The sequence below is a fragment of the Parabacteroides sp. ASF519 genome (genome assembly GCF_000364265.2).
Taxonomy (GTDB): domain Bacteria; phylum Bacteroidota; class Bacteroidia; order Bacteroidales; family Tannerellaceae; genus Parabacteroides; species Parabacteroides goldsteinii.
In genome coordinates, this window is the sequence record NZ_AQFV02000006.1 from 867,218 (window position 1) to 882,789 (window position 15,572).

A 15,572-nucleotide genomic window follows, 5' to 3' on the forward strand; every position below is an offset into this window, starting at 1 on the left:
GATGAAAAAAAACGTAGAACCAAATATCGTACGAAATCATTTCCGCAATACCTCTGTTTTTACTGTAACTTTCCGAATTAATGTAAATAATCGTGTATTCGCACACACGTTATGCTTTGTATTTAAAAAAATTGATATATATTTGCCGCAAATCATGAAAAACTATTAAGAAATGAGCGCATTAGGGAATGTCAATCAACAAATGACACGGTACAGATGGGTAATCTGTGCGATGTTGTTTTTCGCAACAACGGTAAACTATCTAGACCGTCAGGTACTTTCACTTCTACAGCCGATGCTGGAAGAAGAATTTCACTGGACAGACAACGATTATGGAACAATCACTGCCATTTTCTCTTTGTTTTATGCAATTTCCATGTTATTTGCCGGAAGGTTTATCGACTGGATGGGAACCAGGAAAGGATATGCCTGGTCAATTGCTGTCTGGTCTGCAGGGGCGGCACTTCATGCATTGTGTGGTGTATTAACAGAAAAATGGGTCGGATTACCAGATGCAGATGCGTTACGGGCTGTAGCTGCAGGAACAGACCTTGCGGCTACGATCAGTATGGTAAGTGTTACGTTCTTTATTATAGCACGTTGTGTGCTGGCTCTTGGTGAGGCTGGAAACTTCCCAGCTGCTATTAAAGCGACAGCAGAGTATTTCCCGAAAAAAGACCGTGCTTTTGCAACGGGTATTTTTAACTCTGGTGCTAATGTTGGTGCTATTGTGGCTCCATTGACTGTTCCTCTGATGGCTGAACTATGGGGGTGGGAAATGGCTTTTATTATTGTCGGTCTGATCGGTTTTATCTGGATGGGAATATGGTTATTTATCTATAAACCAATCGCAGATAACCCAAAGGTAAATGATGCGGAACGTGCTTATATTCAGCAGGATGATGCTGAATTGACTCCGGATGAAATTGAGCCTGAAAATGAATCGAAGCTTTCTTTCATTGAATGTCTGGGCTTTAAACAGACTTGGGCGTTTGCTTTTGGTAAGTTTATGACGGATGGCGTATGGTGGTTCTTCCTCTTCTGGACTCCGGCTTATCTGAAGATACAATATAATATGGAAGGAACCCAGATCGCATGGCCAATTGCTATACTTTATTCTATTACGGTGATCGGTTCCGTGTTTGGTGGTAAATTTCCGACTTATTTCATCAATCGGGGGATGAATCCGTATGCAGGACGTATGCGAGCGATGTTGATCATTGCATTCTTCCCATTGGTCGTTTTATTCGCGCAGCCATTGGGCTATATCAGCTATTGGGTGCCTATTCTGCTGATCTCCGTCGGTGCCTCTGCTCATCAGGCTTGGAGTGCAAATATATTCTCTACAGTAGGTGATATGTTCCCCAAAAGTGCAATCGCTACGATTACCGGTATTGGCGGTATGGCAGGCGGTATCGGTTCGTTCTTTATTCAGAAGGGGGCCGGCATGCTATTTACATATAGTGGCGATACCAACATGCAGTTTATGGGTTTCGAAGGCAAACCGGCCGGTTATGCTATTGTCTTTATCTTTTGCGCTGTCGCTTACCTGATCGGCTGGATCGTGATGAAGATGCTGGTTCCTAAATACAAGGTGATCACATTAAACTAGTAGGGACTTTTACAAGAATGCAGCTGCCTGGCTGAATATATTATTGAAAGCCTGGTTTACAAGTGTCTGGTCGGTTTTTGACCGGAACGGGAACGGAATCTGATGGGAATACTGGAACGGAAAATCTATTTCTTCCAGTATCTTGTCAGAGGCTTTACCCAGCGCTTTGATCACTCCGTTGGTCGGCATGACAATGTCTTTCTTCAGTGAGATAGCTTTGATGCGGTTGCAGGCTTTCTGGAAAAAGGACTCACGGTATTCCTGTAAGACATCAGGGCGAATCATGGCTTTGAACGCCTGTTCCAGAAAATCATTTTTAAAGGAAGTAGGCAGCGAACGTTCTTCCAGAAAATCGTGGCGGTAAAATCGTTGCAGGCTGTTGAATGCATCCTGGTCCATAATATCCCGTGCGTTTCCGTTCATCTGGCTGAAAATGGAACCGCCGCAGAACATGAACAGGCGGGTGTCGCTGAACATCTTTTCCGGATTACTCAACAACAAGACCTGTGATAACAAGGCCCCGATCGAATAAGCAAACAGGTTGATGGAAGTATCTTCTTTAAATAAGGGATGTTTTCCGCTCTTTATCTCATGTACCAATTGCCATAAGTTATAGACTGATTCGCGGCCGGACGCATAGAAACGCAACGGATTTCCTGACAGGCGGCTGCTTAATGTGACATTGGCAAAAGTCGAGTTTTCCAGGTTGTCTATTTCCTGTTTCCTCCGGTTCACCCAGGGTAAAACCATCCGTGGATTGCACCAGCTACCCGGTGTACGATTCATATGGAATGCGATAGGGAAAAGGATGACCGGCTTTCCGGTTGAACCGGCCAGATATTCGGCCCAGGTCAGGTATTTTTCCCAGGTACGTTCGTTCAGTCCGTGCAACAGGATGATGGCTTTGTCGCGTTTCTCTTTTCCCGAAGGGGCGAAGACTGTATAATTGAATGTTTTATTTTCCTGAATATGGTCGTCTGTGACGGAACAAAATTCAGTGGTGGCAAGTCCTTTCTGGAATTCGTTAATTTCGCTGGCACCTATCGTTTGTGTAAAGCGAAAGGGAATTATTTCCAGACGGCTCTCTTCCAGATGCGCCTTTTTATCGTACGAGAAAAGGCTGTTCAGTTGTTGTGTGCGAAGTGAGATATCCATAACAATCGATTTTTTGATGCAAACAAACATTATTAAAACAATCCTTGCAAATAAATGGTTCCGACGAACACCGGTTGGGACATAAACCGGAATGGCGGGGTGAAATTTTTATATGCGGGGTGAATGTTTCGGGATTTACTAGTACATTTGTTCTCCAAATAGGAGGCAAAAGATATGGGAATGCTCGGTCATAAAATACCCGGTTATATTTATGAAAAGTCGAACATCGTTCGCCTGATCTTGCTGACAGCGTTTTTCGCTTTGGTATTTATCAATATATATAAGCCGTTCAGTTCGTCGAACTGGTATCGGGTTTCAGAGTTTAAGTTTTTTGTTTTTTCCAGTCTGATTATTCTTACCGGTGTGCTGGTGGTGGTGATCAGCCGGATTGTGATGTATTATTGGGGCAGGAAACATGCCATTTCCGTAGGTGCATATTCGGTGTGGATTATTCTGGAGATATTTTTCATGTCTTTGTTTTATACGATCTACACTTTGGTACTGAATCCGGAGCGGGAGTATTTAAGCGTTTTCAAAGAGTCGGCTATCAACACAAGCCTGGTTCTGTTGTTGCCCTATTCAGTTTTACATTTCTATTTTTCCTATCAGGAGAAAGAACGGCAGTTGAGGTTGCTGGAAGAGGATCGGGCAGAGGCGGCAAACAAACTATCGGTTTTCTCTTTTTATGACGAAAAGCATGAATTGCGGTTGTCGGTGAAACGGACGAATCTTTTATATATAGAATCGGCGGATAATTATGTGTGTATCTGGTATCTCAATAAGGGAGTACTGACTAAGTTCATGCTGCGTAACTCTTTGAAATCCATAGAAGAGAGTCTGGCCGAAACGAATGTGCTGCGTTGCCATCGTTCATATATGGTTAATTTCGACCAGGTAAAGGTGATACGCCGTGAAAAAGACGGTATTTATCTGGAACTGGGAGTCGAGAAAGTCCCGGATATCCCAATATCAAAAACATATAGTGAAAAAGTGACACATTGGTTTATGACATATTCGTCGTAAATTATAGGGATAAAGTCTGGTCTCAGTATTGTGTAACGTTTGTGCGGATAAGAACAATATTTGTGCGAAAACACACAGGTTTACTATTGCATGAATAGTCTTATCTATCAGTAGAACAGCGTGTTATAATAATGGCACGTCTTTTGTTTTCTTCAATGAAACAAATGACATTGTATTATGGTAAAGCACTATTTAAAAATGGCTATCCGGCAAATATTAAAAAACAAGGTTCAATACTTGCTCTCCATTGTCGGTATCGCCATCGGACTATTATGTTTCAGCATGACATCTTATTATATAAGGAGATTTAACAGTCAGTTTACGGTTTGGAGCAATAACGACAGGATGGCTAATCTTTATGTGAAGTCGGAAAAAAATAAGTATAACGAACCATATATTCCGGGAAAAGAATTGCAGGCACTGATGAGTAACCCGGTGGCAGGAATGGAAAAAATAGCCTATTCTTACAGTTATGATAAAGCAAATATTACTATTAGTAATGCGGGACAGGAGGAAATACCTTTTCAATGTAGTTTCCAGAATATCACGGAAGATTTTCCTGTCATCTTCGGCATACAAACCCTTGAAGGGGAAATGCCAGTATGGACACCGGGAGAGGTCTGGATCAGTGAATCATCTGCCCGAAGGATATTCGGGGAGGATAACCCTATAGGCAAAACACTTTACTTCAGCCGGGCTGATACCGATACTTCGGCTGTTCAATACTCTACTATAAGTGCTGTTGTCCGAGATTTGCCGGATGGATCGCGGGAGAAGAACGATTTTTATTTCCCCGAAATATCGGTGATTAATCCGGATCGGAAATATTCGAACGTGGTTGTATTGCTGGAAAAGGGTGTATCAAGTACTGAAATAAACCAACGGTTGCGAAAACAACTACCTGTCTTTGGTAAGAATAATGATAATTATCTGGCTGTAATGACTTTTAAAGAAGAAATGTACAAACCGGATAATCTCGGAGCAACGCTTTTCATCCCTTTAATCGGTGCTTTGATATTGATAGCGGCTATGATTAATTTCCTGAAGTTCTGTATCCAGTCGTTCTACAACAGGACTAAAGAGTTAAGTCTTCGTAAAAATCTGGGGTCTGGTTCAGTTGGTTTATTCTGCCTTCTTTTCAGTGAGATTGCTATTCTTTTTCTTTTGTCGGCTTTGGTGAGTTTTGTCATGATAGAATGGTTTATTCCTGTTTTTTATCAATATCTGGCAAGTAAAGAGGTGATAAATGAAAATATGCTTATTCATCTTCCTACTTTGATTTGGCAGGAGTTGGAGTATTTATGTCTTTTGTTCATCATTTGTCTGTTAATTGCCGCATGGGCTGTTTTCCGTGTTAAACATATTTCCCTGCTCGAAGGGGTGAAAGGAGGCAAACGCCAGAAGCACGGTGTACGCAACTTTATGTTGGGGGTACAGTTGTTCATTTGTTTTCTTTTTATTTCAGGGGCGATCGGAATAGGATATATTCATCAGCTTGTGGATGGAAAGAGGAATAACACACTGACAGAAGAGGAATGTACCCGTATCTGGAAAGTGGAATTGTGGGAACCGCAATTACAGGGACATGAAGAAGAAATAGTTTCCCGCATCCGGACACTTGCAGGTGTAGAGGATATTGTTCTGGACAGAATAAGTAGTTATCCTGATTATAAAACAAAACGGGAGGAAACCATACACGGAATAGAATATGCTGTAAGCAGTAATTATTCTGACTTTATGAATCTGAAAATAGAAGGAAGAATGCCACGCTCTTCCAATGAAATAGTCGTTTCACGTTCACTTATCTGGGAGTTGGAAAAGGAAGGAGAAACGAACCCTTCGTCTGTACGGTTGGGTGACCGTACTTTCCAGATCACGGGTATATATGAACAGTTGCCTTTTGAACCATTATATACTCGTGAACAAATAAGCAGGGCGAACCAATATCATCGTTTCACATTTTTGTCCGTGCCGGAAAAAGCCGATTACAGGACTGCTTATATTAAATGTATGCCCGGTCAGGAGCAAGATGTGCGGAAAGGTATCCTGAGTATTGTCCGCAGCAAGTTGCCGGAATCTATTCCTTTCCTGCTGACAACCAAGCAGGAAGAACGTTTCCGGTATATCGGAGGTGAGAAGATGATGAGCGAATTGTTTATGTTGCTTTCTGTCATCAGTTTGATTATAACAGTTTTAGGTATCTATTCTGCTATTACGCTGGATACATACAGCCGGCAAAAAGAAGTTGCCATACGCAAAATCAATGGAGCTGGTCCGCGGGTGATCTCTCTTTTATTCGGGAAGTTGTACATTCGCCTGTTAGTTATTGCGGCCATCCCGTCATTGGCGATTGTTTATTTATTCCTGCGTATGCTGATTAGCAAAAAAGTCGTTATTTCTGCGGAATGGCTGAATAATCCAGTTCTGTGGCTAAGTATAATATTCTTAACAACAACAATCGTGTTTATTACCGTAGCATATCGCATCTGGCTGATTTCACGGTTGAACCCGGCGGAAGTTATTAAATCAGAGTAAAGATTAACAATAAGTTTTCTCTTATAAGCGGAAGAGGATCCGCTGGAAATAGTGTAGTGTTTTTTGTCGAATGAAAGACTGAGCAATTGATATTGCAGTGAATAAAATATCTCTATCTTTGTATAATTCATAATGTAATTGTGAATAAGCGGGGATACAAGAAGACTCTTTTATTTAGTTTCGTAAATAAGATGAAAAAGCTACTGATATTGTTGTGTTTTTTATTCATTCACCAAGTTATTTATCCGGTTTATTTTAAGCATCTTGGTATGAGTGACGGATTATCGCAGGTCTCTGTTATGTCTATTTATCAGGACCAACTGGGACGGATGTGGTTCGGTACGCGTGAAGGGCTCAGTGTGTATGACGGAGAACGAATGCGGGTATACAAGGGATGGGAGAATCCTGACCAGGAGAGTTCTATAAATGTTTTGTTAGGACATGAATGTGATCATCTGGTCGGCAACCGGCAGGGAGATATTTTTTTCAGAACTTGTGATTCTTTGGTGAGGTATGATATCCGGGAAGAAAAGTTCTATGTGATTGGGAAATATAAGGCAAAAACGGTCACATCCTCAAATGGTGATATATGGACGGGGTATGATGGAATGATTTGCCGTTATGATGAAAAAGGGGATAGTTTATTGCTTTATACAGAGGAAGATATACCGGATATTTCCAGTTTGCTGGTCTCTGGAAATAAAATTTGGGTTGGAACGTATGAAGGATTATATGTGATTGAAAAAGGAGAAAAAGCACGTTGTCTGGTTGACGGACCGGAATTTTACCGTTTATTTGAAAGTTCTTCAGGTGAAGTATGGGCTGGTTGCCGTACCGGAGGACTGTATAGGATAATGCCGGATGAGAAGGTCGTCTGGTATTCGGATTCTAAAGCGGAACCTTACCATATAGAAAGCAATCAGATACGGAGTTTTGCGGAGGATAGATTTGGGAACATCTGGTTCGGAACCTTTTTAGGATTACATAAATATAATCCGTATACAGATAAATTTACTGTGTACCGACAAGACCATCTACCGGGTAGTCTGTCTCATTCTTCCGTATTTTCTGTTTATATAGATGCGCAGGCAACAATATGGGTAGGAACCTATTATGGAGGTGCGAACTATTTTAATCCGGAGAAGGAAATTTTTGCTCATTATACGGATAATCCTTTTCGGAAAGAATGTTTGAATTATTCTTTTGTCGGCCATTTGGCTGAGGATAAGAATGGTAATATCTGGATATGTACCGAAGGAGGCGGGTTGAACTTTATGGACCGTAAAACGCGTACATTCAAATATTTTACTGCGGGACCTTCTAATTCGGTCTTACAGAATAATCTGAAATGTATTGCGTATGACGAAAAACGGGATCAGTTATATATTGGTACGCACCATGGAGGACTGACTCGATTTGATATAAAAACCGGTATTTTTCATAATTATTTGGATGATTATGAGAAAGAAGATGTGAAACCGGATGGTATTATCTTTCACACGATGATTCATAATGATAAGTTATATGTGAGTGCAATGAACGGGACTTTTGTTATGGATCTTGATACGGGTGAGTTTAAATGGTTATGTAGAAATGCACAGAATTTTACGATTGATAAGGAAGAGAATATATGGATTATGATCGGAACTTCCCTTATCAGGATTAAACTGGCTGATCCTGATAATCAGAAAAAATATTTTCTGCCTCAATATGGTATTCAATTTGAACCTAAACGGATTATTACGACCAATAGTGGCGATATTTATTTTGTTGTTTTGGGAGGAGGGTTATACCGGTATGATAAACAATCCGATTCCTTTATCCATTACTCACAGAGAAGCGGGCATTTGTTAAGTAATTATTGTTATAATGTTGCGGAAACAAATTCGGGAGAATTACTGGTTACCAGCGATAAGGGTATTACTTTTCTGAATCCTTCCAATGAGAATACCCGGTTTGTGACATTGGGAACGAATTTACCTATCACTTCAATTGCGGATGGATGTGGTATTTTGGTTTGCAGAAATAATGAACTGTTTGTCGGAGGAAATGACGGCCTTGCCTCTTTCTTCCGGGAAGATCTGGATCAAAAAGAAAAGAATTATTCTTTATATTTCTCGGAACTGTATATCCATAATAAAAGAATATATCCGGGGGCTGTTTCGGGTGGGATCTTGAAAGAGTCTTTTCCTTTTAATAAGTCGATTCACCTGAATAATAAACAAAACAATCTGATCATAAATTTTGCAACTACTAATTATATTGATATTCAGAAGAATAATGAATATCAATATAAACTGGTCGGTTTTGATGAAGATTGGGTATCCTCTTTTTCCTCCAGTATTTATTATACGAATCTGGATCCTGGGAAATATAAACTGTTGGTCCGTGAAAAGATTTTACCGCAGCACTTGATGAACCGACGTGAAATTTCTCTGAACATCTTGATTGCACAACCTTGGTATAATACGGTCTGGGCATGGATTCTGTATACTCTGACTACCATTATAATTGTTTATCTGACAATTCGCACGATAAATGCCAGGAGAAGATTAGCCCTTTCTCTTGAGAAAGAAAGAGAAGAGAAAGAGCGGAATGAAGAACTTAATCAGGCCAAACTACGTTTTTTTACTAACATCAGCCATGAGTTCCGCACTCCGCTGACGCTTATTTTCAGTCAGGTGGATATGTTGCTTCAGAGTTCATCACTTCCTCCAACTTTATATAATAGGGTTGTTAAGATTAGTAAGAATGCTACTCGCATGAGGAATATGATTTCCGAATTGTTGGAATTTAGGAAACTTGAGCAGAATTATGTTTCGTTGCGCGTCTGTGAACAAAATCTGGTTCCTTTTTTGAAGGATATTTATCTTTCGTATTGTGAATTGGCTGCCCAACGAACGATTTCCTTTAATCTTCATCATGAAGAAGATGATGTGCTGCTGTGGTTTGATTCCAATCAACTGCAAAAGGTCTTTTATAATCTTTTGTCCAATGCTTTCAAATATACTAAACCGGGAGGTGTGGTAGATTTGTATATTTCTCCGGATGAGAATAATGTTCATATAAAAGTGATCGATACGGGTATCGGACTATCGTCTGGTGATGTGTCACGTATTTTTGACCGTTTTTATCAGGCGGAAAATGGGAAACAACTGTCTGAGGCCAATCCGGGAACCGGACTAGGGCTGGCATTGAGTAAGAACATTGTCAACCTTCATCATGGGGAGATTACGGTACAAAGCCAGTTGGGATATGGCACAATTTTTACGATCACCTTATTAAAAGGTAAAGCCCATTTTGAGAATGATGGAAATACCATTCTTCTGGAAGTTCCGGAAGAGCCTATGATCAAACGGGGATCGTTGCCGGATTCCGTTTTACCGGAAGAATATAAAGAGATGGACACAACTTTTCCGGATCTGAAGGTCGGTTCTTATAAGATACTGATAGTGGAAGATAATGAGGAGTTGCTACAAATATTAAATACCTTGTTTACTCCTTTTTATCAGGTGATATTAGCTGGAAATGGAGAAGAAGGTTTACGAAAGACTATTGAGGAAAAACCGGATTTGGTGGTCAGTGATGTTATGATGCCTTTGATGAGTGGCATGGAAATGTGTATGAAAATTAAGAATAATATTGATCTTTGCCATATTCCTGTCGTTTTGTTGACAGCCCTTGATTCTGTTGAGTATAATATTGAAGGATTCCAGCAGGGAGCGGATGATTATGTGAGTAAGCCTTTCCATGCAAGAGTTTTACTGATGCGTTGTAATAATTTAATTCGTAATCGTTTATTGTTGAAATCCAGATTGACTCAGCAAGGTGATTTTGATGTACAGTTGCTGGCTTCTACTTCGCTGGACCAGAAATTACTGAATCGTATTGTAGAAATTATAGATGAACATATGGGCGACCAGGATTTCGATGTGAATATACTTGCCCGTGAATTGAATATGGGACGTAGTTCCTTTTTTGCAAAAATGAAAAATCTTACAGGTATGACACCGAGTGAATTTATACAAAATCAGCGTATCAAACGTGCAGCGGTTCTGCTACAGGAACGGCCGGATATGTTGGTGAGTGAAATCTCGGATCAACTGGGATTTGTTTCTACCATATATTTCAGTCGTTGTTTTAAGACAAAATTCGGGGTTTCGCCGGCTCAATTTCGGAAAAAAGAGAAGTGAAATAGCTAATCATTTATAATCAAATAGTTAAATCTTCTATTTGGACTGTGTGTATATAAAAAACGGACGCTATGTATAGGTCTTTTTTTGTGTACCCGGCTATTTTTGCCTCAGAGTTTATCTGAATTTATTAATCTAAATCTACCTATTTATGACGAATGATTTGAACATTCCTTCTTTTAGGAAAACATTGTTTGCAGGAATGGCCACACTATTCTTGTCCGTGGGAATAGTCCAAGCCAATCCGGTTAGTGCCGGGGAAGGTATAACGGAAAAGTTGCTATTATCCCAACAAGCGAAAGTGACTGTTACGGGAACAGTAAAAGATGCACAGGGACCGGTAATCGGAGCAAATGTAGTAGAAAAAGGAACTACTAACGGAACGGTCACTGATATGGAAGGACGTTTTTCTTTGCAGGTGTCTCCTGGTGCAGTATTGACGGTTTCTTATATCGGTTATATAGAACAAAGTATACCGGTAAATGGAAAAAACTCTTTTATGATCCAATTAAAAGAAGATTCACAAGCCTTGGATGAAGTTGTGGTTGTGGGATATGGAACACAGAAAAAAGTGAATATGACAGGAGCTGTATCATCTGTTGATATGAGTAAGATGGTAGATAGCCGTCCTATTACTTCATTGTCAGCAGGGCTTTCGGGTATGGCTGCCGGTGTATCTGTGACACAAGGCAGTGGAGGGCGGCCTGGCAATGATGGAGCAACTATACGGGTACGCGGACAAGGTACTTTGAATAATTCTGATCCATTAGTTGTTATTGATGGGGTTCCGGGAAGTATGAACGATATTAATCCGCAGGATGTGGAAAGTATTTCTGTGCTGAAAGATGCTGCTTCGTCTGCAATTTATGGTTCACGTGCTGCTAATGGTGTTATCCTGATCACAACCCGTAAAGGTAAAACAGGCGGTTCCAGAATTTCTTATAACGGTTATGTAACTATGCAACAGGTTGCTCATCGTATGGACCTTGTGACCAACTATGCAGATTATATGGAATTGTTTAATGAAGGAGAAAGAAACAGTAATCTGCCGGCACCGTTCAGTCAGGAAAAAATAGACGAGTGGCGTGCTGCCGGGAATAGTGATCCTGTAAAATATCCGAATTCGGATTGGCAGGATGCTGCATTCAAAACAGGATGGTTGCAAAATCATACCATATCCATTACCGGAGGTTCTGATAAAATTCATTATTTCATATCTGGAAATTATCTGAAGAATCCGGGAATTATGGAAAATTCCGGTTATGACCGTTATAGTGCCCGTGTGAACCTGGATGCAGAAGTTAAAGAATGGTTTACGATTGGAGTTAATGCCTATGGTTATCGTGGAAAAGAAGATTTGGGATTGATCCAGACGGAAGGTACAGGCAGTTTATTTTATACACATTTGCAGGCGACGACTCCCGGGATGTGTTTCCAGGCACCAGACGGGCGGTATGGTGGTGTCAATAATCCGGAAGATGATGCCCAGTCTGGTACCAATAATATATTGCGTAAGTTAAACAGTACAAAGGGAAATCGGACAACAAATAAAATGGTATCGCGTTTTTATGCACAGATCAGACCTTTTAAAGGATTGACTATAGAAGGATCTTATACATATGATTTTCAAAATAGATACCGTTATGAACAGCCCGTGTTCCATGATATATGGAATTTGTATAGTAATACTGTCCAGACTGCCGGAACAGGAAAGACAAAAGTGACCAATCATGATGAAAAATGGGTACGGAATCATATGGATGGAATTATTCGTTATGAAACAGATATAGACCGATTAAATATTCAGGCGACAGTCGGAGGTAGCCAGGAAGCGTATCGTTATAATTGGTTCCAGGCCAGTAAGGAAGATTTGATCGCTCCGGAAATGACGGAATTGAATGCCGCAACGGCCAATGCTACAGCGACAGGAAACTATTCTAACTGGGCTATGCATTCTTTCTTTGGAAGAGTAAACCTGAACTGGGATGAGAAATATTTGTTTGAAGCCAATCTTCGTATGGATAATTCTTCCCGGTTTGCTGCAGGAAAAAACAGAAGAGGTTTCTTCCCTTCTTTTTCTGCCGGTTGGCGTATGAGTGAAGAAGGATTTATGAAAGATATAGATCTTGTCAACCAGTTTAAAATACGTGCTTCTTATGGCTCATTGGGAAACAATTCGGTAGGTGATTATGATTATCAGATGTTTTATTCTGCCTCAAATTATACATTGAATAATTCCGTACAGATTGGGATGGCGCAAAGGGCCTTGTCTAATGCCGGTTTGACATGGGAAACGACCTATTTAACAAATGTGGGAATTGATTTCGGTGTTTCGAAATTGAGTGGTAATGTTGATTTCTTCGTAAAAAATACCAAGGGAATCCTGATTGATTTACCTGCTCCGTTAGTGCATGGGAATGCAACTGTTCCTAAATCAAATGCTGCCCAGGTCCGTAACAGAGGTCTTGAATTGAATCTGACGTGGACTGACCGTATCGGGCAAGTAGATTACTTTGTGGGAGGGAATGTATCATACGTAAAAAACAAAGTAACTAAATTTAAAGGTGATGAACCGTCTATTAGTGGGACTAATATGATATTGGAAGGACAACCAATCAATATTCAGTATGTTCTTTCCGTAGATCGTATTATTCAGACAGAAGAGGATCTGGCATTGGTCCGGGCCATGGAAGAGAAAAATCCGGATGCTTTTTCCCAGTATAAAAAACCGGAAATGGGCGATTTCCTTTATAAAGATATTGATGGTGACGGGTGTATTACGGATAAAGACCGTATCATGGTTGGTAATGGAACTAATCCAACTGTCACTTTTGGTTTCAATTTCGGTGCAAGTTGGAAAGGATTGGACTTCTCATGTATTCTTCAGGGGGCAACAGGACTGAAAGAGTACTGGAGTGGTCAGGATGGAGCTAGCTTTTGGCCTTTAGTTCGCCGGGGTAATCAGATTAATAAGACAATTGCTGACGGACGCTGGTATTCGGGGCGAACAGATGCTACTTACCCGCGTTTGTTGGATTACAGTGATGGACGTAACAGTGTAGCCAGCGACTTTTGGGTCCAGGACAGATCCTATGTAAGGGTAAAAAATATACAATTAGGATATACTATCCCGAAGCAGCTTTCCCAGAGACTATTGCTGGATAACCTTCGCTTCTATGTCAGTATAGATAACGCATTGACATTTACGGGATATAAAGGGCTTGACCCGGAAATATCAGGTACTAAGTATCCAACAATGAGATTAACAACATTTGGACTGAATCTTACCTTTTAAATATTTTGAACCATGAAAAAAATACTGATATATATTTCTATTTTATTGACATCTGCCACATTCAACGGATGTTATGATCTTAATACTTATCCCGGTGATAAAGTAAGTGAGAACCTTTTCTACCAAACGGAAGAACATGCAAAACAAGGATTGATGGGAATTTATGGCATGTTGCGGGATAATCACGCTTACGGTTACCAGTTTTTATTCGATCACCTGGCTGATATTGCTTATGGATATGACTATTATATGATGTATCTGGGTACTTATTCTGATCGTTCAGCAGAAATTCAATCCAAATGGCAAACAATGTATGATGGGATTCAGAGAGCTAACAGCTACCTTCGGGTCATACCCACTATGGATGTTCTTACCGAGGAACAAAAAAATGAGTATATGGCTGAAGCCAGATTCCTGCGGGGAATGTTTTATTTTACTCTGTTGGACTTATACGGCGGTGTTCCTTACTATGATGAAACGACGAATCTGAATGTGGAATACGTTGGCTTGAAGAAACCCAGAAGCTCCGCGGAAGAGATCCGTGCACATATCATCAGTGACTTGAATGAGGCTGTCGCTTATCTTCCGGTCAGGCATAATGATTCTGATTATGGTCGTGCGACGAAAGGGGCAGCCTATGCCTTGCGTGGAAAAGTCTATCTTTATAATAAAGAATGGCAGAATGCTATTGCGGATTTTGAAGAGATTGTCAATAACAAGTCTAACAACTATGGATATGGCCTTGACGCTGATTATGCTCATATATTTAAACTTTATAATGGAGATAAGAGTTCAGAGATGATCTTTTCCGTACAGAATAAAAGTGGTGTCGGAACAGAGTATGGTATGGCTATGCAAGCATTGATGGGAACACGCAGTGCGTTTGGTAGTTGTTGGAACAATACTGTTCCTTCCACTCAATTGGCAGATATGTATGAACTCAAAGATGGCCGCCCTTTCAGCTGGAATGATGTTTTTCCCGGATATAATGACGCAACTCCGGATCAGCGTAAAGAATTGTTTAGTGTAGAGATGGATGCGTCAGGGGCTGTTATTGGATTGCGAGATGTAGATACAGCACAAATATTGAATGTATATAAAAGCAGGGATCCTCGTATGATGGCTACTTTGATTGTCCCTTATTCTATTTATAAAGGTTGTATCGGAAAGACGACCCCACGAGATATGTTGTTTGCAATGGACCACAATGTGCAAGGGAATGAAAATCAGGGAACCATACGGAACAATAAAGGCTGGATCTCTTATTTGTATCGTAAATTTGTAGTTGAATATGATCTTGGCGGAGCTATCAGTGACCGTTTACACACTCCTTTTGAGTTTCCTCTGATTCGTTATGCGGATGTATTGCTGATGTTGGCAGAGGCCTATAATGAAAATAACCAACTGGATAAAGCTGTTGCCGAATTCAATAAGGTAAGAGCCAGAGTGGATATGCCCGGATTAAACTCTGGTCCAGCATGGATGCTTGTTACATCCAAAGAGCAGATGGCTGAACGTATACGAAAAGAACGTGCTGTTGAGTTTGCGGGAGAAGGATTACGTTTCAGTGATTTGCGCCGTTGGGGATGGGAAATAGCAAGCAAGGCTATGAGTGAGGTAGATGCAATCAATATTTATGGTGAATTTATCTATACTCATAAGTTCTCCGAACGGGATATGCTTTGGCCTATACCTGGTGTAGAGATAGAGCGCAACGAAGCGTTGAAGCAGAATCCGGGATGGTAAATCCGTTCAAAAT

The 15,572-nt window shown here is 40.6% G+C and carries 7 protein-coding genes; 6 read left to right on the forward strand and 1 reads right to left on the reverse strand.

Annotated elements, in window-relative coordinates:
• Positions 1-172 precede the first annotated feature (172 nt).
• A complete protein-coding gene (locus tag C825_RS03370) occupies positions 173-1,612 on the forward strand; it encodes an MFS transporter (protein WP_009860776.1) in 1,440 nt (479 codons plus the stop codon).
• Positions 1,613-1,621: 9 nt separating this feature from the next.
• Here the strand turns inward: C825_RS03370 and C825_RS03375 are convergent, their stop codons facing one another.
• Entirely contained in the window at positions 1,622-2,767 is a 1,146-nt protein-coding gene (locus tag C825_RS03375; protein ID WP_009860777.1) for a DUF6051 family protein, read from the reverse strand.
• A 180-nt stretch (positions 2,768-2,947) separates the two neighbouring features.
• Between C825_RS03375 and C825_RS03380 the strand changes: the two genes are divergently transcribed.
• From C825_RS03380 to C825_RS03400, 5 genes are all read left to right on the forward strand, one after another.
• On the forward strand, positions 2,948-3,790 hold the full coding sequence (locus C825_RS03380) for a LytR/AlgR family response regulator transcription factor (RefSeq protein ID WP_010801394.1): 843 nt from the start codon (positions 2,948-2,950) through the stop codon (positions 3,788-3,790).
• A 177-nt stretch (positions 3,791-3,967) separates the two neighbouring features.
• Positions 3,968-6,325: an ABC transporter permease gene (locus C825_RS03385; RefSeq protein WP_010801395.1), complete on the forward strand. Its 2,358-nt coding sequence runs from the start codon at positions 3,968-3,970 to the stop codon at positions 6,323-6,325.
• A 269-nt stretch (positions 6,326-6,594) separates the two neighbouring features.
• Entirely contained in the window at positions 6,595-10,518 is a 3,924-nt protein-coding gene (locus C825_RS03390; RefSeq protein WP_228100057.1) for a hybrid sensor histidine kinase/response regulator transcription factor, read from the forward strand.
• A 151-nt stretch (positions 10,519-10,669) separates the two neighbouring features.
• Entirely contained in the window at positions 10,670-13,813 is a 3,144-nt protein-coding gene (locus C825_RS03395; RefSeq protein ID WP_010801397.1) for a SusC/RagA family TonB-linked outer membrane protein, read from the forward strand.
• Between the two features lie 12 nt (positions 13,814-13,825).
• Positions 13,826-15,559, forward strand: coding sequence for a RagB/SusD family nutrient uptake outer membrane protein (locus C825_RS03400; protein ID WP_010801398.1), 1,734 nt, complete (start codon positions 13,826-13,828; stop codon positions 15,557-15,559).
• The last annotated feature ends 13 nt before the right edge of the window (positions 15,560-15,572 follow it).

Bases quoted from the DNA above. Each gene is read 5' to 3' on its own strand.
- C825_RS03370 (WP_009860776.1), top strand. From the start codon at position 173: ATGAGCGCATTAGGGAATGTCAATCAACAAATGACACGGTACAGATGG.
- C825_RS03375 (WP_009860777.1), bottom strand. From the start codon at position 2,767: ATGGATATCTCACTTCGCACACAACAACTGAACAGCCTTTTCTCGTAC.
- C825_RS03380 (WP_010801394.1), top strand. From the start codon at position 2,948: ATGCTCGGTCATAAAATACCCGGTTATATTTATGAAAAGTCGAACATC.
- C825_RS03385 (WP_010801395.1), top strand. From the start codon at position 3,968: ATGGTAAAGCACTATTTAAAAATGGCTATCCGGCAAATATTAAAAAAC.
- C825_RS03390 (WP_228100057.1), top strand. From the start codon at position 6,595: ATGAGTGACGGATTATCGCAGGTCTCTGTTATGTCTATTTATCAGGAC.
- C825_RS03395 (WP_010801397.1), top strand. From the start codon at position 10,670: ATGACGAATGATTTGAACATTCCTTCTTTTAGGAAAACATTGTTTGCA.
- C825_RS03400 (WP_010801398.1), top strand. From the start codon at position 13,826: ATGAAAAAAATACTGATATATATTTCTATTTTATTGACATCTGCCACA.